We start from the raw sequence: 24,491 nt of genomic DNA on the forward strand, positions 1-24,491 counted from the left end.
CTCTATGATTAGCCGGGCTAAGTTAGCTTAGTATTGTTACAAAATTCAACAATGAGTTCGTTGTGAGTTCGTACGAGTTAGTTGTTAAATCTATTTAAATTAACACAAGCTGTTAACAAATTAGCATATAAATTTAAACAAAAATTTCGAATATTCTTTATACCTCCAGGCCAATTCTGCTATGATGAAGCTAATAGGGCTGCTGTCGCTCTTTATCCTTTCAACCGCCATTATCCCGGCGACCGCCCAGCCCACACAGTGGTACACCTACGAGGAAGGCATCCTTGCAGCAAGCATAAAGGATAAACCCATAATTATGGATTTCTATGCAGACTGGTGCCAGCCGTGCATAGCGATGGAAGAGGGGACTTACCCGGACCCGCGCGTAGTCGGGGAGATGGCGAATTTTATCGCAATAAAGGTCGATACACAAAAGAGAATAGATATAGAAAGCAAGTATGGTATAGCCTATTATCCCACTGTTGTATTCCTGGACCCAAAAGGGAAGGAGCTGTCAAGGCATATCGGTTACCTCGGACCTGAAGAGATGGTGCAGGAGATAAAGCGCTCCAGCGGGAAATTGCCAAAAGAATCGCCTGGGTTTGAGACATTACCAGTAATGGTAGCACTTGTTCTCCTGGCTGTTAAAAGGTTTAACGGGTGAATTTCTTAAGATTTTTCACCATCGAGCCCGTAAGCGAGGGAACGTCTATCAGCTTCTCAGCTTCGATCACTTCCTGCGGTTTGGCAGCAGTTGAGGGGTATTCCGGGACTGCCATGCAGCAGGTCGCGGGCTTTGTCGATGGCTCAAATGTGCCAATTTTACGCGCAATATCCGTTATCTCGAGCTTATCCAGTCCTATCAGGGGATGATAGATAGGATATTCCATGCCGTACATCTCAGCAAGCATGTTCTGCGATGTCTGGGATGCCACCTGACCGAGCGATGAGCCTGTGATAATGCCATGCGCGCTTTCCAGTTTCAAAACCTCGGATGCGATGCGGTACATCATCCGCCTGCACAGCACGCAGTTCAGCCTGTTATCGCAGTTGCTCAGGAATGCCAGGAGGTTTTCGCCATGAGGAGCCTCGTATACTGTGAATTTTTTCTGCGGCGACCATTTCTGGAGAACATCGATGCACTGCATCGCCCTCTCGCGTGTGGTCTCATCCGAGAAAGGCTCGTTATTGAGATACAGCGGTACTATTTCGCAGCCCCTTTTCATCATCAGCCATGCTGCCACAGGCGAGTCTATGCCGCCTGAGATGAGCGCGACCATCTTGCCCTGTGTTCCCATTGGCAAGCCGCCGGCGCCCTTTACCGATTCCGTAAAGACATACGCCATTTTTGCCTGATCTCCACGAAAATCTCTATATCAGGGTTATCAAGGTCAACCGTAATATTTTTGTTCATTTGCTGAAAAACCGCATCTCCGCATACAACGCCTATATCACGGGATGTAAAATCGTGGTTCCCGGCCCGCCTTGCCCTGATAGCGAAGGACTGCCCCTCCTTCATGATACTGCCTGCAACTTCTGCGCAGAGCTTTGCAGCCGATTCAAGGGTCGGCTCACACGTATAAGCAGGGCTTGCGGATACTACGCCAAAAACTTTTACCGCGCTTTTCAAGGCGCCGGGGTCTTCGGTATGTATGAAGACCCTGCCCATTTCCTTGCTGATCTCCGAATATGAGCTGCCATCAGCGTAAAGCATCGCTTTCAGGTTCTTTACCAGTGCCTGTTCGTACCTTGCTCTCACCCTGTTGCTTTTCAGGGCAAGTTCATCATATCTTACTAATACTACATCTGTAGTCACGCGGCTTCCATTGTGCTTTCATGATTTAAAGATTCTGTTTTTCGAAAGGACAAACCGTAACATGGACAAATATGGATAGTGCGCCGCATACAGTAACAAGTACAAGCGGAATTTTTGACTCGGGGTCCATAGGTAACGGGCAGACATTTAGCTACACATTTAATACGGCAGGTACCTTTGAATATTCCTGCATTGTCCATCCCAGTATGCAGCACGGAAAAGTAATTGTGACCTGATAAAGGTCTCAATTTACTTTTTTAGGTTAAAGTAGTAATCCAGCTGGGGAAATGATTAGTTTCACCCCGCTTGGAGCGCCCATATATACCGACCGGGTTATTTTTGAGCGAGGTGATTAATATGGATTTATTCTGGAGCGGTCTTGTAAACCGTGCTTCTGAGCACACATGGAATGGAAGAAGAAGCCAGTTCAGCAAGGTATTTGAAGTTGCTATACAGGATATGGTAATAGAGAAGCAGGAAGAGAGTGTATAGATAACGCACTGATAAAGATGGTTAACAATAGCCTCAAATTATTTACTTACCCCGGCTCTAAAATCTGTCCGGGTGTTCAATATAAACGGGGTAAGTAAAATTAATTTCATAACTATGCCTGGGAGCGATCTTCTTGCTCCAGCTCTACCCCGATTAGCATATATTCCCCGCATATACAAACAGGCTCACCATGTTTTTTAACCAGTTCGATGTTATGTTCTACCTTAAAACAGCATTTCGGACATTGCCATATTATTTTTGTGCGCATAAGCCCCTTCTTGCGATACGTATCTGGTTAATCTTGAGTGTATTTTAAAGGATATAAAAGGTTACAGCGTAGAGAATTTTATAAGAAATTATTGAAATCGCTTAAGAAAACTTATTTTATTATAAGGACTATATCAGGCATATGAAAACCGTTTATCTTGCAGCACCACTTTTTACGGGGGCTGAGCTTGATTTTAACCGCAAGCTCAGGGATGAGATAAAGAAAGCAGGCTCCAATGTTTTCCTGCCGCAGGAGGACTCAAATAACATAAAGGATGAGAAAAACAGGCAGAAAATTATCTTTGATAAAAACCTGGCTGCGATCGATAAAGCGGATATACTCGTTGCTGTAATTGATGGGGCGGATGTTGATTCCGGGACGTCATGGGAGATCGGGTATGCTTATGCGCTCGGTAAGCCGGTACTTGGACTGAGGACTGATTTTCGCACCCTGGGCATTGAAGGCACTGTAAATCTTATGATTGAGCGATCAATCATTCTCTGTTCAGGTATTCCGGAGTTATTGGCTCGTTTAAAGAGTTTCAAATAAACTATAAAAAGTATTAATTCGTTGACTGTGTGTTTCTCTCAATAATCAGGCGCTTATTATCAGCATCCACCGTGATTATCAGCTTATCACCTTCCTTAAATGGGAAGAGCCCGTCCCTTGCAACCTCGGCAGGTACATAGATAAAAAAACGGTCGTATTCTTTTCCAGCCGTCTTTGTCCGGCGGTTAATTAATTTCCCTTGTCCAGAAATCACGTTTTGCTCACGGCGCTAACATATTTTATCATCCATATCTATTTTATGGGTAGTTATTTTTTACCCCCATATTAGTAGCAAAAACTATATAAGTCATTAAAAGGTATTAAGCCGAGGTTGCGGGCCGCGGTTAGCACTGTTTTTCAACTCCCCAACTCCCCAACCGCGAACCGTCGGCACGCAACTGGAGAACAGTACAGATTATGCCTCATCTGATAGACCCGTTTTCAACATAAACCAAACACTTCTTTTATCCGGTACCAGTCGGCAGCTACTGTTACTTATTTAAGTTATCGCCTCTGCAGATCAAAGACATATCTACTTACTCGCGGCGCTACACCGCCGCATGCCCTGTAAAAGTCAATTTTCCAATTTTTTCCTTCCAGTAACCTTTTAAAATGTGGTATCTCAAAATCCTTCTTGAATGTATAAAAGTGGATCGTTCCCCCGGATTTCAATATGGGGCAAGCAAGCATTAAAAAGCGGTCGTGACCATAAGGGGCAGGCATCACTATCCTGTCAAAAGGTTTTTTGAAAAGATTAGCCATTAAATTCGCATCACCAAGGACAATATTGGCGTCAATATTATTGAGTTCTGTGTTTTTTTTGAATAAAGCGCATGCATCCGGGTTATTATCAAGTCCTGTTACATTCACGTTTCTCCTCTTCCTGATTGGAATCAGAAACGGTCCGACACCGCAGAATAATACAAGGATATCTTCTCCATCTTTCGCTTTTTCTACGATCCTGTTCCGTTCAAAAGCCAGTTTTCCTGAAAAATAGGTCTTTGTTATATCTATTTGAAAAACACAGCCGTTCTCCCTGTGCAGGGTTTTGGTGGTATTACCAAGAAGCAGCTCAAATTCCCCGATACGCTTTTCCCCTCTTAGCATATTTACCTTGCGCAGGATTGTCCTGATATCTTTCCTGTGGGACGCCAGCGCCTGTGCGATAAGATATTTTTCATTATCAAGTGCTGGAGGGATATTGATAATCGCGATATCCCCGATGACCTCAAAACCGCCCGGCAGGAGGAAGAGTTTTTTCTGAGGCAGTTTGTTATTCAGGAGGTCTTTAATCGACATTGGTATCGAGGTTCACAAGCGCGCTTGCAAGCATGATAGCCCGGGCAGCATCCTCTTTTACCCTGGAGGTATCCACGAACACTTTTTCCATCAGTACGGGCGCACCATAGCCATGTCCGCCGCCCAGGAACACAAGCGTCCTGAAAATAAGGTTACCTGATATTCCATCAGGTGCAATGATGAAATTAGCCTCCTTGATGGCATCCTCTATCAGGATCGAATAGTTCTTTGCATTAATCCCCGACTCACATGCTTTTTTTGTAACAAGCTCAGCCTCTTCAAGCGTCCTGTCTACCTGTTTATCCCTGCCGGCATCCTCGAACCTACCGCCTGAGAGAATCCCGACTTTCGCCTGGATACCGAGGCGTTCGAAATATTCGACGCCACGCTTTACCAGTTCAACCTTATCCTTTACCGAATTTCCTTCATCGATCCCCACAGGCGCCAGGAAAAACGGAGTTCCCTCTGCGGTTTCAAGTAATGCCGCCCTGTAAAGCTTCTTCATACCAAATGAGCCTTTTAGCGCTGTGAGAGTTTTTGTAGCACTGAGCGTTCCCCGTACAGCCCCGTCTATCTCTCCGCTTACCAGAAGCTCTACTAATTTCCCGGACGGCTCTGTGGAATGTACTATTTTAAGACCTGTACCTGTCGTTCTTATCTGTTCTTCATTACCTACGAGCACAACCTCGGCATAATCGCCGACGTCTTCTGCGCTTTTAATGAACTCTTCGGAGAGCCTGCCGATACCAAGCCCTATCCTTGCATGGTTCTCCCTTGCTTTTCTTTCGATGTCAGAAATAATTCCCATAAACCGATTAGATTACGATTATTTCTTTCTGCCCAGTTCTTTTGAACGCTCGCATGCAGCAATCACAGCGTTCATCATTGCAACGCGGACGCCGCGCTCTTCCATAACCCTGATGCCCCGGATTGTTGTCCCGCCGGGTGAGGTAACCATATCCTTTAATTCGCCTGTATGGGTCGCGTTCGAAAGTACCATTTTAGCCGCCCCGAGAACTGTCTGCGCCGCCAGCAGCCTAGCCGTGTTCCTGTCAAGACCTTCATGCACGCCGCCGTCTGCAAGCGCTTCTATTATCATGAAAATATATGCCGGTCCGCTTCCTGATAATCCCGTAACTGCATCCATAAGATGTTCCGGTAATAATACTGTCCTGCCGATGGAACTGAAGATATCGCTCACCAGGGATACATCCTCTTCAGATACGGCGTTTCCAGGGCTTATTGCGCAGGCTGCTTCTCTCACGGTAGCGGCTATATTGGGCATCACCCTTACCACTTTTGTCCCCGCAGGCAGGGCTTTTTCAAAGGTCTCTATCGGGACACCGGCTGCTATCGATATAATGAGCTGTTTCTTTACAGAATCTTTGAGCTCTCCCAGAACAGCCGGGATAGTCTGCGGCTTGACCGCGATAATGATTATATCTGCACCGAGGACAACATCACAATTATCCTTGCAAATGTTGATTCTACATTCTTTCTCCAGCAGCTCCAGTTTTGCATGGTCAGCGTCGCCTGCATAGATTTTCGAAGGTGCAATGAGTTTAGCCGTAAGAATGCCTTTGATGAGGGCTTCACCCATTTTTCCGGTGCCGATAAACCCTATTTTTTTATTATCCGTGCCAGTCATTGCCTCCATTAAAGTGACTGAATCGATAAAAACATTTGTATGAGATTGGACTTGGCGAAAAAATTAAAAACTAACCGGTCTTACTGAGTTTCAATATTGCGGCTGCGATATCCCCTTTTGTCTCTTTGAGCGCGCTTCTTGCGTCGCTCTCGCTTGCTTTCGTTTGCTCCATCACAAGCCTGATATCTTCTTCCGGGATTTTTGCTTCGCGCGCCACTTCCTGGGCAGTCCCGACAACCTGATATGTCTTCATGCCCTTGGCATCCATTATTGTGACCTGCGCATCCTTGAATATAAGCTCCTTCTCAGGGGTCCGGATTATCACTTCTTCCACATTTTCTATCTCGTTGATGTCAATTCCCATCTGCTTCATCATCGAAGCCATCTTGCGGGGATTGATACCCTTGCCAAGTCCCGGGAACATCTAACTCACCCGCAACTGCCGCATCCTGAACCGCACCTGGCATTCGGGTTATCTATAATGAAACCCTTTCCGTGATCGTTATCTATGTAATCGATTTTGAATTCATCGATATCTTCCTGGAGGTCTTTATTGAAGAATATCTTTATCCCGTTGCTCTCCAGTACCGTATCGTCGCTTTTTGGGGATTTTTCAAGCGTAAGACCATACTGGACACCGCTGCAGCCCATACCGGCTGCAAATATGCGCAATCCATGGTCGCTTTTCTTTTCACTTTCAAGTATTTGTTTCAATTCTGATGCGGCTGCATCTGTAATTTCTATCATTCGGATCTCCTTCTTTCCCTCTATGTTTTGGATATATATAAAAATATCAGTGCTTTACCCGGTAATTTTCGGTCAAATGTATTTAATTGTAATTAATTATAATTCAGAAAAGTATATATATTATGAAAGAAAGTTTTAAATAAGGTGATACGATGGAGCCACTCAGGCTTAGAATAAAAAGGCGCCTTGAAGTATACCTGGAACTTGACATAGACGGGATTAGGAAATTTGTAATAAATATACTGCTGGAACTAAAAAAGGTAACTGTAGACATGCTGTATCGTGAGATAAATAAAAAATTCAAAGTTTCTTACAGTGCTGTGGCTTCAACACTGGGTTATATCCACTCCAAGCTAGGCATCCTGCATGCCTTCAAAGAATCGTATAAAACACCCACTGTGTACTCATTAAAAGAAGAGTACGTGGATTTAATCAAAAGTGCTTTAGTTAATAAAAAACCTATTAGCATATCATAGAGTTAATCTCATTATTTAACTCAATAAAGCGTTTGATTATTTTTTCATCAAACAGTTTTTCTCTCAGGGTCAGTAACAGTTCATCCATAGTGCCGACCCTGGAGCCGGATACAAGATTATCCGCATGCGCAACTACCTTTTCTTCATTAATATTCACTATTTTTTCGCCAAGCCCATTCTCAAGCGCTATCCCGGCGCCTTTAACTGCATGGTCGATACCATGTGTTTTTGACCTGCCGATATCATGAAGCAGCCCGCCTGAGAAAACAGCGTCCACATCTACTCTTATTGATGTCCCTCTTTTTTGCGCGCACCAGTTGATCTCAAGCAGGCGCACCTGCGGTCATTGCTTCAAGCTCTGATATCCTCTGTTTCAGGGCTTTGATAACAGGTTCATTGTCCTGGTATGCCAGGTCCTCACCGCATACCGGGCACATAAAATCAAGCTCTGCCGCATCATCGAAAAGATAACGTCCGCACTGGTTCTTGCATGTATAGAAAACTTTCCCGTCCTCAAATTCAAGCTTGGCCCTGAGGTTCCTCAAAGTTCTTTTAGCCTCAATTTCAAGCTGTCGGTTCAGGCTGCCAAGGTCAAGCTTCCATAGATACGTAAGCCAGCCGCTATCTGTATCCCTTACCCTGCGATACAGTGCAAGCCTGTTCTCGTATAAAATGAAAAGGGTCCTCCTTACGATATTCAATAAAACTCCGGTCACCTCGGCTATCTTCTCATCCGTAACCTCGCCTTCGGGCATCTTTTGCACGACTTTGAAACCCTCGTCGCCAACAAGATTTATGAAATAACCTCTGATAACGGGATCATTCAAATCAACCAAAAATCATCACCATCCTATTCTTGATTTATTATGACTTTAAGTTTCCGTCGTGACCTTAATACTATGTGCATATCTGCCCGCCTCCCCTAAAGCTGTCTCGCGTGTTTTGCCAGTTCCAAGGAATGTGGTCACAGGTTCATCGGGCTGCACAATCCACCCGCTTTGAGGGACATCCACAGCACGTCCGGTATTCATGCATTTAATTAACCTGTCCGAGAGCCTGTTATCTATAACAACTTTCCTGTCTGCGTACAGTATGGTCTTGGCTGCAAAACACTTAGCTTTTTTTGGTTCTGGAAGCCAGCCTTTAAATGCCTCCACATGTGCATCAAAAACATTTATTCCGGTTGACAGCTCCACCGTGTCGATACTTCCCTGGAAACGCGGATTGACCTCGATGGCGACTATTCCGTTCTCCGTCCGGATGAAATCCACGCCGTTTGTACCTGCAAGCCCGAATTCCAGAGCTATCTGTGTCGAATATCTTATCATTTCTTCGCTAAATCCTGAAACGAACGGCGTGATGTTGCCGCAATAAGCAAAAGGCAGTCTTGTAAGCCAGGGAACACCAATCAACTGCTCATTCAGGGACACGACAACGGCATCATCCCCGGTGCCTATTAAAGAAGCGCTGCACGGTATGCCTTCCACGAATTCCTGTGCTATGAGCTCGCCAGCATCATCCCGCGCGCTAAAAACAGCCAGTTCATCTTCGTTTATGGCGATGGCGTTCCTCATACCCCCGGAGCCCGACCTCGGTTTTATCATCAGTGGAAATCCAAGCCCCGATGCTTTATCAAGCGGCTCGGTCTCAGGATGAGGTATCTCCATTGACCTGAATTTCTTTGCTATCTTTAATTTGTCATTCACTTCTTCAATTAACGATAACCTGTTATTCAGGGTATTTTTGAATTTCAGCTTTTCATAACCCGGTCCTAGTACCACAGCATCGACATCGCCAAAAGAGCGAGCCAGCTCGTATATACCTGTCTCAGGAATATCCCCGAAGGAACTCGCTTTATCTGCACATTTTACCATGTCCACATCGCCGAAATGGTCAAGGGCATAGACTGTGTGTCCCGCTTTTTTTGCAGAGCACACGATACTGCGGCTGCTCTTGCAAATCACAAGTACTTTCATTTGCTCTTTACCTCTTTACCTTTCCTGCATGGGATGATCTCAATCTCGCCGCCTGTAAACCGGGAGCTCAGGGAATCTTTGCCCGATGATGCATTAAGCCTGTCAAGCACGATCGCAAGGGCTGCAACCTCGGAATGCGGCTGGTTACCCACGGCGACATTCCAGTCCGCAAGCTCATAGACCTCAGGCGGCACTTTTTCAGCCCCCACGACAATCATAAGGCTGCAGGTCGTGATCTCATCGATCGCGTCCGGAAGATTGAGCCCGTACATCGTGAGGTGCATCACTTTGCCTCCGGCTTCTTTCCACTTTTTGATCTCGCTTTTCCAGCTAGTTATTCTCCTGACGTAGAAAGAGCCGCCCCACCTGTTCTTTACTTCATCCAGGCTTTTTTCGATGCCTGCATCATCAGAATCAAGGAGCATCCCCTCAGCGCCCAGGGCGCGCGCTGTGAGCGCCACATGCGTGGTTATCCGCTGGTCCCTCTGGATTCTATGCCCGAGCCTTAAAATGACTATTCTCATATTCAAATGTAAACAGTTTCTCCGTTGGCTGGGGCAATCGAATCCACTCCCAGCTCTTCTTTTATCCAGCTCGCAAAGCCGCCCGTATTATCCCCGTGAACAGGGATAACCGTTTGCGTTCCGTTATCGCAGAATTTTTTTACAACGTCTCTTAGCTGCGCATCCCCGCAGTGCGCCGAAAAATCATATAGCTCAAGCCTGCATTTGAGGTGGGTTATTTTATTCCTGTCCTCTATATACCCGCTTTCCAGTGCTTTTCTGCCGTTCGTTCCCTCGACCTGGTAACCCGTGAGGTGGATCTTTGATCTCGGGTCGTCATACATCTCGCTGATATAATAGAGCACAGGACCGCCGTTCAGCATCCCGGCGCTGGTCACTATCACAGAGGGCTCGCTGATTATCTCCTTGCGCTGCTCAGGCTCTACGATATTTAAGCTCGTGAACGCTTTTTCAAGTTTGTGTATATCCTTCACATGTTCAGGCGATCGTTTTATCAGGTTGAAGACATCGACTCCCATGCCGTCGACATAAGCGTGAAGCCCGTGCTTTCTCAGGATAAGCATTATTTCCTGCGTCCTCCCTATGCTGAAAGCCGGGATTATGGCTTTTCCACCGTTATCAAGGGTATCTCTTACAGATCCGATGAACCGCTCCTCCAGTTCCTTCCTGGGCGTGTGGTTCTTGCCAAAATACGTGCTTTCTATCAGCAATATATCGTTTTCAGGATAATCCGTGTCCGCGCCTTTCTGGAGTTCGGTCTCGATTGTGTTTATGTCCCCGGTATAGAACAGGCTCTGGTTACCTTTTACAAGATGTACGGACGATGAGCCTGGGATATGACCTGCATCGTACAGGCATGCCTGGTAGCCACTTGTCTCGAACTCCTGCCTGTATTTTACCGCTCTTGCGCGCCTCTCGAACTCCTGGATCTCTTCGTTGTAGTAAGGTATGTTATGACCTTTATTCTCGCTTATTTTAAGGGTATCCCTTGCCAGCAGTCCTGACAGCTTTGATGTTGTGCCCGTACAATATATCTCAGGTTCAAGGTCCATGAGATTGGGTGCAAGCCCGCAGTGGTCAAGATGCCCATGCGAGATTATCAGGGTTTTCGGGCGCATGCCATTCAATGGATAGGCGGGCGGGTCTGTTGGTTTGATGCCGTAATCGAGAAGTAGTTCATCATTGACAAGTATTGCGGACCTTCCGACTTCGCCTGCTCCTCCTAAAAATCGTATGTTAATGTTATCGCCTCAGCTTGTAGTTTATATAGCATAAAGACAAACAACGAACTAATACGAACTCTGTACGAACTCCAATTAGGCTCGACGTTAATCCATTTCAAACTCGTTGCTTATTTAATTATAAATTGTTATGGTTCAATATAAAACTTTATGGACAATGTTGCTGGAGATCCGGGCCAATTAAACCTCAAGCTTCTCAAGCCGCAGTGCAGCCTCCATTAAAGTCTCATCCTTCTTGGAGAACGTGAACCGAAATTTATGTTTTCCTGCTTCGCTCTTATAAAAGCTGCTCCCCGGCACAGCAGCAACTCCGATCTCGCCTACCATGTATTTCGCAAAAGCCATATCATCCATACCTGTGCCCTCAGGTATATCCGCCAGTATGTAATACGCGCCCTCCGGCAGACGGCATTTAAATCCTGCTTTTATTAATGCCTTATAGAGCAGCTTTCTCTTCCCGTCGTACATCCGCACAAGCTCTTCATAATACGAATCAGGGAATCCCAGGGCTGTTACGCATGCATGCTGGAGCGGCGCGGGAGCGCCCACCGTGAGGAAATCATGCACCTTCCGTATAGCCGAGGTCAGGTTCTTCCCTGCGAGCGCATAGCCTATCCTCCATCCTGTAACGCTATAGGTCTTTGAGAATCCGCTTATGGTTATCGTCCTGTCCTTCATCTCATCCAGCGACCCGATGCTGATATGCTTTTTATTATCATACAGGATGTATTCGTATATCTCATCGGTCACAGCAATAATATCGTGGTCCACGCATAGTTCCGTGATCAGTTTTAGCTCATTCGCAGTGAACACTTTCCCGCACGGGTTATTTGGCGTGTTAAGGATAAGTGCGCGCGTCTTCTTATTAAAAGCAGAAACAAGAGCCTCTTCATCTATGCTGTTATCATCGTTTAAAGGCACGAACCGCGGAACTGCCCCTGAGACGGCTGAATCGGGGCCGTAGTTCTCATAGAACGGCTCAAATACAACGACCTCATCCCCCTCGTTTATTAAAGCGAGCATGGAAGCCATCATGGCTTCGTCGAGCCGCAGGTTACCGTGATCTCTGTTTCGGGGTCGGCTTCGATATGATTATATTCGCGGGCTTTTCGTGATATCTCTTCCCGCAGGTCTTTTGCGCCCCATGTAATTGAATACTGGTTATAATCCTCCAGGATCGCCGAAGCTGCTGCGCGCTTTAGCTCTTCCGGCGCAGGGAAATCCGGGAATCCCTGCGCCAGGTTGATCGCACCGTGTTTTAATGAGAGACGCGTCATGTCGCGGATGACCGACTCCATAAAATGGTCTACTCTGCGGGATAACATATGTCTCCTGAAAGGTACAATAGATATTTAAATTTCGCGTATCCATCGTGATTTTCCCAACAGGAGGAAATCCAGTCAAAGTCGTTGACCGCGGATTAAAACCCGAAAGGTATCGGCGTGGATGCTTCTCTCAGTGACCCCCTTCACCCATTTTGACTTCCTGCATGACAGGTGCAGCTTCACGCTTTTGTTCGCCTCCCGGCATGCCATGTATCTTTTTCACTTTAACGGCGATATCTTTTCCCAGACGTTTGCACTCCTCAAGATCTTTATCGGTAGGTTGATATTGGATACGCAATACCGGGTCTATCACTTCCATGCCGAGTTTTCGCATTTTTTCTGCAATCATTACAGGTGCCTCACCGCTCCACCCGTAAGAGCCGAAAGCCGCTCCTAATTTAGCTTTTATCTTTGCTTTTTCAAGGCTTTCGATAAATTTCTCCATCGGAGGCAGCATTCTATAGTAAAATGTGGAAGAACCTATTGCAATCGCATCTGCATCTTCCAATTCTTCTATCCTTGCTTCATTGAAGTTCATGGCTATTGCTTCAACATTTCTTGATTGAATCCCTGCTACAATGGCATCCGCCATCGCTTTTGTGTTTCCTGATGTGCTCAGGTACACTACTACTACTTTTGGCATATTTTTCTCCCCATGTTATTGAATGAGTGATTTTTTAGCTTCCACTCACATATTAATGTTATATGTTATATCAGTAAAAGCTTTCGCTCGATGAAGTGCTATGGAAAGCAGGGGTTTCAAAAAGTCCTTTTTTAGTTTGAATTTATCCTGTTCGCTTGATTTCTGCGGCATCTCTTCAGGCTCATGGTTTCATTTAATGCTGGTAGCGTTATTTTATCCCTGCTATTGTAACTAACCCATTTTCAATATCGTTAAATTCTATTTTAAATCCGGCATCTTTAAAATAATCCTTTACTACATCCCGCGAAATTATCAATTTTTTATATGAGCTTATTTTTTGGATCCATCTCCCATTCTCTTTTTCATAAATTATATCAAAAACTTTTACATAAGTAGAGCGACGTTCCAAAAAGCAAGTAAAAATCCTGTTATCATCACTTCTAACAGGAATAAATCTCTGTTCTTCTTTTAGTTCAAATGTCAAATCCCTGAATGTTAAAATCAGTTTCCCGGATTTTAAAAGTATTTTATAACTATTTTTAATCAATTTCTGGACAGACTCCAGACTATCAAGGTGGGTAATAGTATCTCCCATGCAAACTATTAATTCAGGTTTGCAGTTAGAGTAAATATCAAAATTTAAAATATTGTCTTCTATTGCTTCGATACTTAAGCCGTTACTTTTACTTTTCAATTCATTCAATAGTTTTTTGCTAAAATCAATCGCTTTAACCTTAAATCCGATTTTTGCCAGCGGAATTGATTGAAAGCCGCAACCGGCTCCCAGATCAATAGCGATTTTCGATGAAACCGGTTTGATATTATGGCACTGAAAAAATCGCTGGTTTTCGTTCAGTTTAGCGTTAAAATCACCGAACATCCAGGAATAATAATTCGCCAGGTGATTCTCATAGTGTTCCTTTGTATCCATTGCTGCCTCCGATCCTTGCCCGGTATTCTCCGCTATGAGTATCCATGAAATGTGATGATGCGTCTTCCCCTGAGTTCCGGGTTCATCGTACTCGCGCTCGTACAGTTCCTTAATAGAAAGAAATCTGAAATCCTCCTCCAGATCTTCTTTTGTGCAGAAATGAAGGTACTTATTATATATAAACGAATTGGGTTCATATATCTATTCAGCAAGAGCGGAAGCGAAAGTATTATTGTCTAAATTCGCCCGTAAACCTGAACTCCCACAAACTCCCGCCTTTGATCTCCTTCTGCCTCAGGTGCTCTATCTCATGGGCAATATCATAAGCAGTAGAGCCATCGAAAACGAGTTCTTTTTCAGCCAGTTCCTCTATCTTTATCTCCTTTTCAAGAGGATTTACAGTAGTTTTTATTATGCGGTCACTCATTACTCGAACTTTGTATGGTCGCCTGACAAGCAATCTCATCTCCTCATTCCCGCATTTCTCAAGCCTGTGGACAGTTCCCTCTTCATCTCTAATTTCAGGATTAACGAACAAATATATTTCCTCAAGAGAATATCCGAGTTTTCTTTCATCATCGTAAATCGTGGTCTTGTCCATCACTGCCATTGTCTTTATGTCCTCGGAAGAATAGCTCCAGTCCCCGCCGTCCCTCAGGGAGAGCAGAAGCGGAGTAAAAGCATCTGCCGGCAAGTTAAAACTTGAAATCAGCTTTCTCTCGGCATTCGTGAAATCTATGATTTCCCTGACCTTATCTATGTCCATTTTCTATGATCCTTTGTTCCTTAAGGAATGTATGTGCCTTCCTCAGTATATTCTTCGCATTCTCAAAAGTGAGTCGCTCTATAGCCTTTTGATAGTCCAGCCACTCGTAGCCGGTATGTTCGAAAGATAGCACCACTTCACTAGTTTCGGTCTCCATCAGGAAAAATACGGCTTCCTTATAGACAGTCCTGCCCCCCATCTTGAAAAAATATCTTATCTCTTCCCTGAATCCTTCGATGAACCTTGCATCCGTGATACCTGTTTCTTCCATGAGCTCTCTTACGACCGTGTCCCTTTCGCTCTCGCCTTTCTCGACCTCGCCTTTTACATAATCCCAGTGACCTGCTTCGTAATGCAATAAAAGATATTTTACTTCCCGGTTTTTCCTGAATACTACGGCCCCACATGATTTTTTCCGCATCATATTTCTTCCCTGTAGCTATTATATATTATACGGATTCTTCAAGTTCTTTCTTTATTTTCTGGAAATCCTCTTTGAGTCTTTGCCTGAATGAAGGATTATAAAGTACTGCTGCCGGATGATAGGTGGGTATTATCCTTACAGGAATATCAAGAAGCCTCTCCGTATATATCCTTCCCCTGACCTGCGCGAGCCCATTTACCTCAACACCTACCTTTGAAAGGATATATTTTGTTGAGTGCTTTCCCAGTGTAGCAATGATATTTGGCTTTATGATATGTATCTGCCTGTCAAGATAGGATGTGCAGGCTTTGATCTCATCGGCTCTTGGCTCCCTGTTCTCAGGCGGTCTGTGCTTTACGATATTGCATATATACACATCTTCCCTTTTAAGACCTGTAACTGAAATGAGCGTGTTGAGAAGCTTTCCCGCGCTCCCGACGAAAGGTCTGCCTTTAATATCTTCCTGGTTACCCGGCGCCTCGCCTATCAGCATAAGGGATGCATCAAGATTGCCTTCACCGGGAACAGGATTCCTGGCGTGCTGCCAGAGGCGGCATTTTCTACAGACCTGCACCTGTGCGACTATTTCATCGATAAGTTCCTGCTTTGGCATATTGATCTGAAAAAGCTATATTTTCCACTCACTTGCCCCAGAACGGGTTTCCTCTCCTCTTTAGCTCCATGAAAGCCATCAGTGCCTCCTTATCCTCGACCGACATCGCCTCGAATAGCTCCTGCTCGGCGATTTTCGCATGCTTCTCAGGCACTTCTACGTAGAGTATATCCCCTTCCTTTATCTGCCGCCCCACAACTGGTCCGTCTATAGCAACAGCCACCTCCTTGCCAGTCGCAGCCTCGCTCAGGTTCTCGCTGTGTTCCTGGATGCCCTTTATCCTTCCAACTATCATCCCGTCCGTCCTCATCACCTCAAGGTTCGTCTTGATTATACCGCCCAGCACGCGTACACCCACAACAGCAGGCTTGCTCTGCCTGAACGTGCAGTCCGGCAGTATCTGGAACCTGGCGGGCTTGATGATGGTCTCGTAGCGCTTTTTCTCAATGAGCTGCTTTTGTTCCGCAACCCATTTCTTGTAATCCTCGATAAGCCTGTAGATGACATCGTTAATGAACACCTTGGTGTTCGAACCGGCAAGTTCCTCCTGGGCATCAGGAAGAATATCCACATCAAATCCAACGATTACCGATAAAAGCGGGTCTTTAATTGTTTTTATTTCTGCCACATCGCGTTTCGTAATGTCGCCAATATCCGCCCTGCGTATCGGTATATTCTCTTTTTTCAGTTCGTTCACAAGAGCTTCAAGAGAGCCAAGGGTATCGGCTTTGATCAATATCCCGTTTGACTGCGTTTCAATCCTTACCGCATCCACCTCGGATTTTATCTGAGCAGCTATTTCATTGATATTATCCAGCGCCACCCGTATCTGCGAGCCCGCAAGTGCACCTTCAAGGTTCGGTGCGGCGATCTTTATACCGGACGCGGCAACCACTTTTTTTACAGGCTTGAATTTTTCCTCTGCCCTCATCTCGGATAGCGGGCGCGGTTTCAGGAGAGCCCTTACCTTCGTAACAATAGGGTTTCCCAGACTCCCTACCACCACAGTATCCCCGACATTCAGTTCCCCGTCATACAATATCACATCCAGCGTGGTGCCAAGACCGGTCTCCTCCTTAACCTCAATGACCGTGCCAATGCCAGGTCCTACCGCCCTGTATTCCAGGTCTTTCTCAAGGAATCTCTGCGCCAGCCCCATCAATACCATGAGGATGTCCGGTATGCCCTCTCCGGTCTTTGCGCTGAGCGGTATCACGCCTACGTTCCGCTGGAAATCACGCACTCTGTCGTACCTGTCCGAGCTGAACCCCATCTCATAGAGCTTACCGATGAGCACGTATATTTTTCCATCAAGCGCGGTCCTTACATGCTCTGCCTGTTGCGGGTACGATAGTATGAATGGCTGCCCCGGTTGCGAGTTCCAGCCTGAGAGCCTGTCGATCTTGTTCGCAGCGACCACGAACGGCGTCTTGAACCTTTTAAGTATCTCAACAGCTTCAATAGTCTGGGGCTGGAACCCTTCGTTTATATCAACAACAAGCACCGCAAGGTCAGCCAGCGCGCCTCCCCTTGCCCGCAGCGTGGTGAACGCCCTGTGCCCCGGGGTATCTATGAAAAGCAGCCCGGGTATTTTTGTATCGGATTTAAAAATGGGCCCGCATACGCGTTTTATTACATCTAGCGGCACTTCTGTTGCGCCGATATGCTGCGTTATCAGACCCGCTTCACGCGCAGCTATTGTGGTGCCCCTTATCCTGTCAAGGAGCGATGTCTTACCGTGGTCAACATGTCCCATAACGCATACTATGGGCGTGCGCAGGTTTTGTGCCATAACGTTGTGGTCTCTATAACGTGTACTATAGTTATAATATTTGGGTTACACCCGGCTCATCCGGCTGTCCTATGCCAGCTTTAGACGTTCCCGGAGAAGGCTGACGCTCCATGCCTGATAGGAAGAATACTTGAGCCAGTTGCTTATTTTTTAATAAGTTCAGTATCTTCTCGATTTCCTCAACCGCTCAATCCTTAACCGCGCCTCATCCGCTGCTTTTCTCTGCTGCTTTTCAATCTGCGCGATTATCTCATCAAAGCTAACTTTGAGTGAATATATTTTATATGGTCTTCCTTTGCCCGGCTTTTTCCCCTCACGCTCATTTATCCAGCCATGTTCTTTTAACTCCCTCATAGCAACGCTGACTTCCGGCTGCCTCAACCCGGTTACTTTCTCTAAGTCTACAGATGTAACCTCATCCCCTGTTTGAAGGTAGCTCAGAATTCTGGCAACAGGTCTACTCATACCTAAAGATATGAGTGTATCTGTGATTTCTTCGTTCTTTTCGTCGAGTTGTTTCATAATAAGTGTTTTCATATCGACTCCCAGAATATATTATGATACCGTAATATATTAATCTTTCGATAGGAAAATTATGAGACTTTACTCGTAAACCCAGGTTTCGTCCATCCGCGAGTACCATGAAATCTCGGATTCCTTGAAATGAATACCTATTTCCCTCTGCGCGGATTCGGGTGAGTCGCTGGCATGGACGACATTGCGTCCCGTATCAAGCGCGAAGTCCCCGCGGATGCTTCCCGTCGCAGCGTTGGCGGGATTTGTGGCTCCGTTAATAGCACGCATCACAGAGACCGCATTCTTCCCTTCAACCACCATCGAGACCGACGGTCCGGATGTTATGAAGTCGATCAGCGAATTAAAAAAAGGTTTCTGGGCATGCTCAGCGTAGTGTTCCTTGGCACTCTCGCCGGATATCGTGTTCATCCGGAGCGCCACTATTTTAAGCCCGCGCCTCTCTATCCTTCTGATTACCTCGCCTACCAGCCCGCGCTGTACGCCGTCCGGCTTGACCATAACATACGTGCGCTCCAAGGTCTCACCTTACTTCGCTTTTCCTCTTGCTTTAATTCCGGCTTCTGTCCATCTGACCTTGCGCGGTATTCTTCCAAGGTCTGAATTCCCCTGGCATTTGGATGAGCAGAAATAGAACACAGTCCCGTCTTTCCTGGCAAACAGTTTGCCGGTGCCCGGCTCTATTGCGCCTCCGCAAAAAGAGCATTTCCTTTTTTCCATGACTTCACCTTGAAATTAATTTCTTTGCTTCCCTGGATGTCTCAAGCAGTATCAGGATATCACCGTTTTTTACTGGTCCGATAACATTGCGGGTTATGATCCTGCCTTTGTCCCTGCCTTCGAGTATCCTGCACTGAACCTGCATGGCCTCACCATGCATTCCGGTCTTGCCTATCACTTCGATTACTTCCGCAGGATATCCTGCCTCTTCGTCTGCCATGTTCTCACTTCTTCAGCGCCTGGACCTTCTGGGCTACTTCTTCTACTAATTCCTTGCCCTTCCCCGGTTCTACTATTGCTGCCGCACCGCTTCCCACGGTCAATCCGGCGGCTGCACCAAGCTCTACCTGCTTTTTGACAAAGATGTACGGTGTGTTCTTCTCATCGCACAGTGCAGGCATATGAGCCACTATCTCGGGCGGGTTCACGTCTTCGCCTATTATTACAAGTTTTGCAATCCCACGCTCAATTGCTTTTGTTGTTTCGTTTGTTCCTTTTCGTATCTTTCCTGTATCCCGAGCCATCTCTAAAGCTTCCAGTGCTTTATTGGATAAATCTGCGGGAACTTCGAATTTAATGTACATTGGTTGTGCCATATTAATTACTTCCTTCAGGATATTAGTATCCTTCATCATTCATTTGATTAAAAGTATCGGCTTCACTACAGCATTAAATGGTATATATTTTGCGCTAAGAGGTCTCTTCGCTTAATACCCTGAACAGGTCAGGTCCAGCTATTTTGACAGTGGTATAGTTTCCTTCACCGGTCACGTTATATTCCGTAAAACCTTTCTCCGTACTGTTGGCTTTTAACTGGTTGAGCTTTTTCAGGGTAGTGGAGTTCAAATCAAGATATGCAGTTGTCCTCACATAACTACCATTGTTCAACCCGACACCCATATAATACTGTTTCGCAAAACTGACATTTGAACTCAGCATCTGGTATGGTGCCGGTTCAGCTTTACTGAGCAAACCTGCATACCGGTCATATGCGGTTGCTGTCTTATTCAGGCTTGTGATGATTTCCAGAACTCCACCGATCGTATCTCCTGGCGCAAGAATAGTAGGAGTTCCCATTACATTATATAATCCGTTTAACTGCGGTTCCTGTCTAACGAGAATATAGTAGCCTGCGATCTGTTGAGGATACTCGATATATTCAAAATCATTCCTTTCAGGATACATAATACTGAGAAGCAAGAACGAGTTGTTTTCTCCCTCTTTTAGCGCGGCATAATACACTTTTGTGGTAGTTGAGTTATAAATGATATCTGCCTCATTGATGACCGTTACATCCTGTCTTACCCACTGCATCATCTGCGGCGTCATGCCTTCAAGATCAGTATAGCTGGCTGACACTGCATCAACGGGTGTCATATTGAGAGCATCAGAGATGGAATAGAACGGCTGGTTCATAGTCCAGTATTCGGGGTTGTATTTTTCCTGTTGAGGTGTTGATTGCGGTGCCTCTTGCTCCGTCTCGCTTCTCGGATTGAGTAATAAAGCAAACACCGAAAGTACCATAGTTAAAGCCAGAAAGAGGGCTAAGATTACTTTGTATGTATTCTGCTTTCCCATGCTGCCTCATATTATTTTACTTATATTAAAGCCTCACGTAACTTTTATATACAATGTATTCGTTTATACATTGATGTACAAGTATGTACAGTGATAATTATGAAAGAATATATCCAGAAACTCATCCAGAAGCAGGATCTGACATCGGACGAGGCGGAAGTCGCCATATCTAAAATATTCACGGAGGCGACAGATGCCCAGATAGCAGCGTTCTTAACAGCGCTGAAACTGAAAGGCGAAGCTCCCGCCGAGATCGCAGGGCTGGCGCGCGGAATGAAAAAGGCAGCGAACAGGATTTCCCCGAAAGTAAACGGGATACTTGTGGATACCTGCGGCACAGGAGGCGACTCGACAGGCACCATCAACGTGAGCACTGGCGCAGCGCTCGTGGCTGCCGGTGCCGGTGTCCCGGTTGCAAAGCACGGGAACTATTCCATCACTTCAAAATCAGGAAGTGCTGACGTGCTAAGAGAACTCGGCATCCGGATAGACTCACCACCCGCGGAGGTGGAAAAGACCATTGAGAACGTAGGTATCGGATTTATGCTCGCCCCGGTGTTCCACCCTTCAATGAGACGTGTTGGGCAGATAAGACGCGACCTCGGTTTCAGGACTGTGTTCAATATCCTGGGTCCGCTCACCAATCCCGCAGGCGCGCAGGCGCAGGTGATCGGGGTTTTCGATAATTCCCTGTGCGAGCCGATGGCAAATGTCCTGAAGCTCCTCGGCACTAAAAGAGCCCTGGTAGTCCATGGAAGCGGCATGGATGAAATATCAAATGTGGGTGAGACTGCAATAGCCGAGTTGAATGGGGGCAGGATTACAAAATATACAATATCGCCCGAAAAACTTGGCATCAAACGTGTTCAGGCAAGTGAAATAGCAGGCGGTACCCCTGAAGAAAATGCAAGGGATATCGTGGAGGTGTTAAAAGGGAAAAAAGGAGCAAAGCGGGATATAATAGCAGTCAATGCGGGCGCAGCCCTGCTTGTAAGCGGGAAGGCGGAGAACCTGGATTCGGGTATAAAAATGGCAGTTCAATCCATTGACAGCGGCGCAGCCCTGAATAAGCTGAGAGAGTTCGTGAACGCCGCTGGTGAGACTGGAAAGCTTGAGCGATTCCTGTAGAGAGTAGAACAAATGAAGGTTAAGATTTGCGGGATTAAGACAGAGCGCGATCTTGGCATGGCATTGAATGCCGGGACAGATGCTGTAGGTTTCATTACCGAGGTGCCGGTGGATTCGCCCAGAAAAATCAGTCTTGCGGAAGCATCAAGACTGGTATTAAAAGTACCGGTCTTCGTTGCCTCCGTACTTGTCATCATGCCGGAGAATGCGGAGCAGGGGGTACGTATGATACAGGCTGCAAGACCAACTGCTGTCCAGATACATAATACGCTTGGGATCCAGGAGTTAAAGAAAATCAAGGAAACCGGGGTAAAGCTCATTAAAACGATTCATGTGTCTCAACAGGCCGATGCCCTGACCCTTATAAAGCAGGTAAGCGAACTTCACGGGATAGCCGATGCAGTTCTCCTTGACTCCATGCGTGACGGGAACTCCGGCGGGACAGGAGTGCCGCATAACTGGGAGATAAGTTCGGAAATCGCACTTCATTCAGGCATGCCCGTGATACTGGCAGGCGGATTGAAGCCTGAAAATGTCACGGATGCGATCAGGACGGTGCGACCTTATGCGGTAGATACAGCTTCTGGAGTTGAAACCGATGGAAGAAAGGATGAGAAGAAAGTGATGGCTTTTATCAAGAATGCGAGGATGCATGAAATTTGATATTGATGAAAAAAAGTTCCTGAGCCTTGCAGAAGAAAAACCTGTTATAATCCAGTTAATGGCAAAGGTGAAAACATCATGTTCTCCCCTTGACCTGTATGCTTCCCTGGATAAAAAATGCGCTTATCTTCTCGAATCTGTGGAGAAAGAAAAAAAACATGCACGTTTCTCGTTCGTGGGGGCAGAACCTGATGCAGTTGTCGCTGTTAAGAACCGGATGGTAACCCTTGATTATATACAAAAGACGAGTTTAATAGATTTTATCCGCTCATCCCTTTCAAAAGTCTGTGATATGAGCAATGGCAGAGAAGGCAGGATCAAAAAAGAGTCAGATACAATGGATGCACTCCGCTCTGCTTTTGCCGCTTCTGATGTTAGATTTATCGGCAAGGGCTTTGACAGGCAGACGTTCCTCGGGGGTGCTATCGGGTTTTGCGCTTATGACATGGTGTATGACTGCTGGCTTGATATATCTGCTAAAACAAGCAGCACCCCGGATGCGCAGTTTGCACTTACCACAAAGACTGTGGTTTTTGATCACATGACAGATGAAACGTATATAGTAATGACCCCTTTTGTCCTGAAAGAGGACGATGCTAAAGAGGTGTACCGGGCTGCTCAGGATGATGCTGAGAAACTGGCATCAACGATAAGCTCTGCACGACCGTTCGTTACGCAGAAAAATAAACCCTCACAGATATCGTGCAATATGGATAAGCCGGAATACGAGAATGCTGTCAGGAAAGCCAGGAAACACATAATAGACGGCGACATCTTCCAGGTCGTGCTCTCGCGCAGGTACGAGGTAACCACAGATCAGACGCCGCTTGAACTATATACCGTGCTGCGCAACGTAAATCCAAGCCCTTACATGTATCTCTTTGAGTTTGACGGAACAAGTATCATAGGTGCAAGTCCCGAGACGTTGCTGTCGGTTCATAAAAAGAAAGTCGTCATTAACCCTATTGCCGGCACATGCCCGCGCGGTAAAACAGCACAGGAGGATGAAGGATTCGCAAAAGAGATGCTGGGCAGCGAAAAAGAGAGGGCGGAACATGTGATGCTTGTTGACCTGGGGCGCAATGATGTGAGAATGGTCTCAAAAGGAGGTACAGTAAAAGTGGATGATTTCATGTCAGTGCTGAAGTATTCACATGTGCAGCATATCGAGAGCACCGTGTCCGGCATACTGCGCGACGAATGCGACCAGTTCGATGCCACACGCGCCATCTTTCCTGCAGGTACGCTATCAGGCGCGCCAAAGATACGTGCTATGGAGATAATACACGACCTTGAGAAAGACGCCCGCGGCATCTACGGCGGCGGCGTTGGTTACTATTCATGGAACGGTGATGCGGATTTTGCCATTGTGATAAGGACGATAATCAAGAACGGAAAGAAGGCTATGGTTCAGGCTGGCGCCGGGATAGTGGCGGACTCTGACCCGGAGTATGAATACAACGAGACTGAACGCAAGATGGCGGCGATGATTAAGGCAATCGGAGGAACATGAAAGTTCTATTTGTGAATAACAAGGACTCTTTTGTCTGGAACCTTGTGGATTACGTATCTATATTCGAGCCTGATACTACAGTCGTTCCGAATACTATCTCGCTGAAGGAGGTGGAGGAACTCAACCCTGATGCCATAGTGATATCTCCCGGTCCCGGGCATCCGGCGAACCCGAAGGATATCGGAACCTGCCTCGATATCATCAGGGAATCGGGCGTCCCGCTCCTTGGAGTATGCCTCGGTCACCAGGCGATATGCGTAGCTTTCGATGGCGAGGTGAAACATTCCCCTTCAGGTCCGGTGCACGGGAAGACTGCGCTTATAACCCACAATGGCAACAGCATATACCATGGCTTGCCAAATCCTCTTGTGGGGGGCAGGTATCATTCACTGGCTATAACAAAGCTGCCGCACGAGCTTGAAGTGACTGCGAAGACACAGGACGGCATAATAATGGGAGTAAAGCATAAGCAGATACCTGTATTCGGGCTGCAGTTCCATCCTGAATCTGTGCTGACACCGCAGGGATTGAAGATAATCGAGAACTTTTTGAGGATGGCGCGGGAAGAAACAAATTAAATCATCTATGGTTAATATGCTTCCGGACTATCGTCTCCCCGAACACCCTCTTAATCAGCGGTGCATCCCCGAACACGTCCTCCCTCTTTCCTTTCCCGTTAAGGTAAACCGCAACGAGCGTTATTGTCAGACCCACAGATGGGTTCACAACAGTAACATTCAAGCCCACAAGAGCCAGCGCACCCGCAAGCATACCGCGGAGCGCGCCCTTTCTATATGATTCTATCCTGGTGCGGCGGAATATGCG

The 24,491-nt window shown here is 46.3% G+C and carries 35 protein-coding genes and 2 pseudogenes; 9 read left to right on the forward strand and 28 right to left on the reverse strand.

What is annotated here, in order from left to right; all coding sequences use genetic code 11:
• The first annotated feature begins 181 nt into the window (after positions 1-181).
• Positions 182-664, forward strand: a complete 483-nt coding sequence (locus MNV_RS13240; protein WP_096206430.1) for a thioredoxin family protein — start codon at positions 182-184, stop codon at positions 662-664.
• Here the strand turns inward: MNV_RS13240 and thiI are convergent.
• Positions 654-1,816, reverse strand: a pseudogene (thiI, locus tag MNV_RS21370) (tRNA uracil 4-sulfurtransferase ThiI). The gene MNV_RS13240 and the pseudogene thiI overlap by 11 nt on opposite strands.
• A gap of 53 nt (positions 1,817-1,869) precedes the next feature.
• Here thiI and MNV_RS13250 point away from each other — a divergent pair.
• A pseudogene (locus tag MNV_RS13250) lies at positions 1,870-2,052 on the forward strand (plastocyanin/azurin family copper-binding protein); the annotation flags it as partial.
• Positions 2,053-2,173: 121 nt separating this feature from the next.
• Entirely contained in the window at positions 2,174-2,308 is a 135-nt protein-coding gene (locus tag MNV_RS20840; protein ID WP_257000063.1) for a hypothetical protein, read from the forward strand.
• 112 nt (positions 2,309-2,420) lie between these two features.
• Here the strand turns inward: MNV_RS20840 and MNV_RS19785 are convergent, their stop codons facing one another.
• Positions 2,421-2,576 (reverse strand): hypothetical protein, encoded by a 156-nt coding sequence (locus MNV_RS19785; RefSeq protein ID WP_179293989.1) that lies wholly within the window; start codon positions 2,574-2,576, stop codon positions 2,421-2,423.
• 141 nt (positions 2,577-2,717) lie between these two features.
• Between MNV_RS19785 and MNV_RS13255 the strand changes: the two genes are divergently transcribed.
• Entirely contained in the window at positions 2,718-3,125 is a 408-nt protein-coding gene (locus MNV_RS13255; protein ID WP_306453649.1) for a nucleoside 2-deoxyribosyltransferase, read from the forward strand.
• A gap of 13 nt (positions 3,126-3,138) precedes the next feature.
• Here MNV_RS13255 and MNV_RS13260 read toward each other — a convergent pair whose 3' ends face one another.
• The 6 genes from MNV_RS13260 to MNV_RS13285 form a co-directional block, all read right to left on the reverse strand.
• Positions 3,139-3,339: a hypothetical protein gene (locus tag MNV_RS13260; protein ID WP_096206433.1), complete on the reverse strand. Its 201-nt coding sequence runs from the start codon at positions 3,337-3,339 to the stop codon at positions 3,139-3,141.
• 290 nt (positions 3,340-3,629) lie between these two features.
• A complete protein-coding gene (locus tag MNV_RS13265; protein ID WP_096206434.1) occupies positions 3,630-4,424 on the reverse strand; it encodes a class I SAM-dependent methyltransferase in 795 nt (264 codons plus the stop codon).
• Positions 4,414-5,232, reverse strand: a complete 819-nt coding sequence (mtxX, locus tag MNV_RS13270) for a methanogenesis marker protein Mmp4/MtxX (RefSeq protein ID WP_096206435.1) — start codon at positions 5,230-5,232, stop codon at positions 4,414-4,416. The genes MNV_RS13265 and mtxX overlap by 11 nt, the downstream gene beginning before the upstream one ends.
• An 18-nt stretch (positions 5,233-5,250) precedes the next feature.
• Positions 5,251-6,072 carry a pyrroline-5-carboxylate reductase gene (proC, locus tag MNV_RS13275; protein WP_096206436.1) on the reverse strand — a complete coding sequence of 274 codons (822 nt, stop codon included), beginning with the start codon at positions 6,070-6,072 and terminating at the stop codon, positions 5,251-5,253.
• A 70-nt stretch (positions 6,073-6,142) separates the two neighbouring features.
• Positions 6,143-6,496: a nascent polypeptide-associated complex protein gene (locus MNV_RS13280; RefSeq protein WP_096206437.1), complete on the reverse strand. Its 354-nt coding sequence runs from the start codon at positions 6,494-6,496 to the stop codon at positions 6,143-6,145.
• Positions 6,497-6,501: 5 nt separating this feature from the next.
• The gene (locus MNV_RS13285) at positions 6,502-6,819 is read right to left on the reverse strand and encodes a HesB/IscA family protein (RefSeq protein ID WP_096206438.1); all 318 of its coding nucleotides are present in this window, start codon (positions 6,817-6,819) and stop codon (positions 6,502-6,504) included.
• Between the two features lie 152 nt (positions 6,820-6,971).
• Here MNV_RS13285 and MNV_RS13290 point away from each other — a divergent pair, with 152 nt between their 5' ends.
• Complete coding sequence (locus MNV_RS13290; protein ID WP_096206439.1) at positions 6,972-7,295, forward strand: DUF2551 domain-containing protein; 324 nt, start codon at positions 6,972-6,974, stop codon at positions 7,293-7,295.
• On the opposite strand, the gene MNV_RS13295 is transcribed toward MNV_RS13290, so the two are convergent.
• The 19 genes from MNV_RS13295 to MNV_RS13385 all read right to left on the reverse strand — a co-directional run bounded on the left by MNV_RS13295 (position 7,282) and on the right by MNV_RS13385 (position 20,362).
• A complete protein-coding gene (locus MNV_RS13295) occupies positions 7,282-7,632 on the reverse strand; it encodes an HDIG domain-containing metalloprotein (RefSeq protein ID WP_096206440.1) in 351 nt (116 codons plus the stop codon). The two genes, MNV_RS13290 and MNV_RS13295, sit on opposite strands and share 14 nt — an antisense overlap.
• Positions 7,619-8,131, reverse strand: coding sequence for a transcription factor (locus MNV_RS13300; protein WP_096206441.1), 513 nt, complete (start codon positions 8,129-8,131; stop codon positions 7,619-7,621). Before MNV_RS13300 ends, MNV_RS13295 begins: the two co-directional genes overlap by 14 nt.
• Positions 8,132-8,167: 36 nt before the next feature.
• Positions 8,168-9,271, reverse strand: a complete 1,104-nt coding sequence (locus MNV_RS13305; RefSeq protein WP_096206442.1) for an ATP-grasp domain-containing protein — start codon at positions 9,269-9,271, stop codon at positions 8,168-8,170.
• Positions 9,268-9,795, reverse strand: a complete 528-nt coding sequence (locus MNV_RS13310; RefSeq protein ID WP_096206443.1) for a tRNA (cytidine(56)-2'-O)-methyltransferase — start codon at positions 9,793-9,795, stop codon at positions 9,268-9,270. The genes MNV_RS13305 and MNV_RS13310 overlap by 4 nt, the downstream gene beginning before the upstream one ends.
• A 2-nt stretch (positions 9,796-9,797) precedes the next feature.
• The gene (locus MNV_RS13315) at positions 9,798-11,036 is read right to left on the reverse strand and encodes an MBL fold metallo-hydrolase RNA specificity domain-containing protein (RefSeq protein WP_096206444.1); all 1,239 of its coding nucleotides are present in this window, start codon (positions 11,034-11,036) and stop codon (positions 9,798-9,800) included.
• 180 nt (positions 11,037-11,216) lie between these two features.
• Positions 11,217-12,059 (reverse strand): pyridoxal phosphate-dependent aminotransferase, encoded by an 843-nt coding sequence (locus MNV_RS13320; protein ID WP_218838026.1) that lies wholly within the window; start codon positions 12,057-12,059, stop codon positions 11,217-11,219.
• Between the two features lie 8 nt (positions 12,060-12,067).
• Entirely contained in the window at positions 12,068-12,361 is a 294-nt protein-coding gene (locus tag MNV_RS20295) for an aminotransferase class I/II-fold pyridoxal phosphate-dependent enzyme (RefSeq protein ID WP_218838027.1), read from the reverse strand.
• Between the two features lie 130 nt (positions 12,362-12,491).
• Entirely contained in the window at positions 12,492-13,004 is a 513-nt protein-coding gene (locus tag MNV_RS13325) for a flavodoxin domain-containing protein (protein ID WP_096206445.1), read from the reverse strand.
• A 208-nt stretch (positions 13,005-13,212) separates the two neighbouring features.
• On the reverse strand, positions 13,213-13,935 hold the full coding sequence (locus tag MNV_RS13330) for a class I SAM-dependent methyltransferase (protein ID WP_096206446.1): 723 nt from the start codon (positions 13,933-13,935) through the stop codon (positions 13,213-13,215).
• 229 nt (positions 13,936-14,164) lie between these two features.
• Positions 14,165-14,701 (reverse strand): putative ATP-dependent zinc protease, encoded by a 537-nt coding sequence (locus MNV_RS13340; RefSeq protein ID WP_096206448.1) that lies wholly within the window; start codon positions 14,699-14,701, stop codon positions 14,165-14,167.
• Positions 14,688-15,125, reverse strand: coding sequence for a bis(5'-nucleosyl)-tetraphosphatase (locus tag MNV_RS13345; RefSeq protein WP_096206449.1), 438 nt, complete (start codon positions 15,123-15,125; stop codon positions 14,688-14,690). The genes MNV_RS13340 and MNV_RS13345 overlap by 14 nt, the downstream gene beginning before the upstream one ends.
• A 25-nt stretch (positions 15,126-15,150) precedes the next feature.
• Positions 15,151-15,738 (reverse strand): type-4 uracil-DNA glycosylase, encoded by a 588-nt coding sequence (udg, locus tag MNV_RS13350; protein ID WP_096206450.1) that lies wholly within the window; start codon positions 15,736-15,738, stop codon positions 15,151-15,153.
• A gap of 28 nt (positions 15,739-15,766) precedes the next feature.
• A complete protein-coding gene (infB, locus tag MNV_RS13355; protein WP_096206451.1) occupies positions 15,767-17,530 on the reverse strand; it encodes a translation initiation factor IF-2 in 1,764 nt (587 codons plus the stop codon).
• A gap of 159 nt (positions 17,531-17,689) precedes the next feature.
• A complete protein-coding gene (locus MNV_RS13360) occupies positions 17,690-18,067 on the reverse strand; it encodes a MarR family transcriptional regulator (protein WP_096206452.1) in 378 nt (125 codons plus the stop codon).
• A 66-nt stretch (positions 18,068-18,133) separates the two neighbouring features.
• Positions 18,134-18,583 (reverse strand): nucleoside-diphosphate kinase, encoded by a 450-nt coding sequence (ndk, locus tag MNV_RS13365; protein WP_096206453.1) that lies wholly within the window; start codon positions 18,581-18,583, stop codon positions 18,134-18,136.
• A 9-nt stretch (positions 18,584-18,592) separates the two neighbouring features.
• On the reverse strand, positions 18,593-18,784 hold the full coding sequence (locus MNV_RS13370; protein ID WP_096206454.1) for a 50S ribosomal protein L24e: 192 nt from the start codon (positions 18,782-18,784) through the stop codon (positions 18,593-18,595).
• Between the two features lie 4 nt (positions 18,785-18,788).
• Entirely contained in the window at positions 18,789-19,004 is a 216-nt protein-coding gene (locus tag MNV_RS13375; protein WP_096206455.1) for a 30S ribosomal protein S28e, read from the reverse strand.
• A 4-nt stretch (positions 19,005-19,008) separates the two neighbouring features.
• Positions 19,009-19,368 (reverse strand): 50S ribosomal protein L7Ae, encoded by a 360-nt coding sequence (gene rpl7ae / locus MNV_RS13380; RefSeq protein ID WP_257000070.1) that lies wholly within the window; start codon positions 19,366-19,368, stop codon positions 19,009-19,011.
• Between the two features lie 106 nt (positions 19,369-19,474).
• Positions 19,475-20,362 (reverse strand): hypothetical protein, encoded by an 888-nt coding sequence (locus MNV_RS13385; protein ID WP_096206456.1) that lies wholly within the window; start codon positions 20,360-20,362, stop codon positions 19,475-19,477.
• A 99-nt stretch (positions 20,363-20,461) separates the two neighbouring features.
• Here MNV_RS13385 and trpD point away from each other — a divergent pair, with 99 nt between their 5' ends.
• From trpD to MNV_RS13405, 4 genes are read left to right on the forward strand one after another with little or no spacing between them, the layout of a single operon-like run.
• Positions 20,462-21,490: an anthranilate phosphoribosyltransferase gene (gene trpD, locus MNV_RS13390; protein ID WP_096206457.1), complete on the forward strand. Its 1,029-nt coding sequence runs from the start codon at positions 20,462-20,464 to the stop codon at positions 21,488-21,490.
• Positions 21,491-21,502: 12 nt separating this feature from the next.
• Positions 21,503-22,153, forward strand: coding sequence for a phosphoribosylanthranilate isomerase (locus MNV_RS13395; protein ID WP_096206458.1), 651 nt, complete (start codon positions 21,503-21,505; stop codon positions 22,151-22,153).
• Positions 22,143-23,666: an anthranilate synthase component I gene (trpE, locus tag MNV_RS13400; RefSeq protein ID WP_096206459.1), complete on the forward strand. Its 1,524-nt coding sequence runs from the start codon at positions 22,143-22,145 to the stop codon at positions 23,664-23,666. The genes MNV_RS13395 and trpE overlap by 11 nt, the downstream gene beginning before the upstream one ends.
• Positions 23,663-24,244, forward strand: a complete 582-nt coding sequence (locus tag MNV_RS13405) for an anthranilate synthase component II (RefSeq protein ID WP_096206460.1) — start codon at positions 23,663-23,665, stop codon at positions 24,242-24,244. Before trpE ends, MNV_RS13405 begins: the two co-directional genes overlap by 4 nt.
• Position 24,245: 1 nt before the next feature.
• Here MNV_RS13405 and MNV_RS20845 read toward each other — a convergent pair whose 3' ends face one another.
• Positions 24,246-24,437: a hypothetical protein gene (locus MNV_RS20845; protein WP_257000065.1), complete on the reverse strand. Its 192-nt coding sequence runs from the start codon at positions 24,435-24,437 to the stop codon at positions 24,246-24,248.
• Between the last annotated feature and the right edge of the window lie 54 nt (positions 24,438-24,491).

Origin of the sequence: Candidatus Methanoperedens nitratireducens, from assembly GCF_900196725.1 — an archaeon.
GTDB lineage: Archaea > Halobacteriota > Methanosarcinia > Methanosarcinales > Methanoperedenaceae > Methanoperedens > Methanoperedens nitroreducens_A.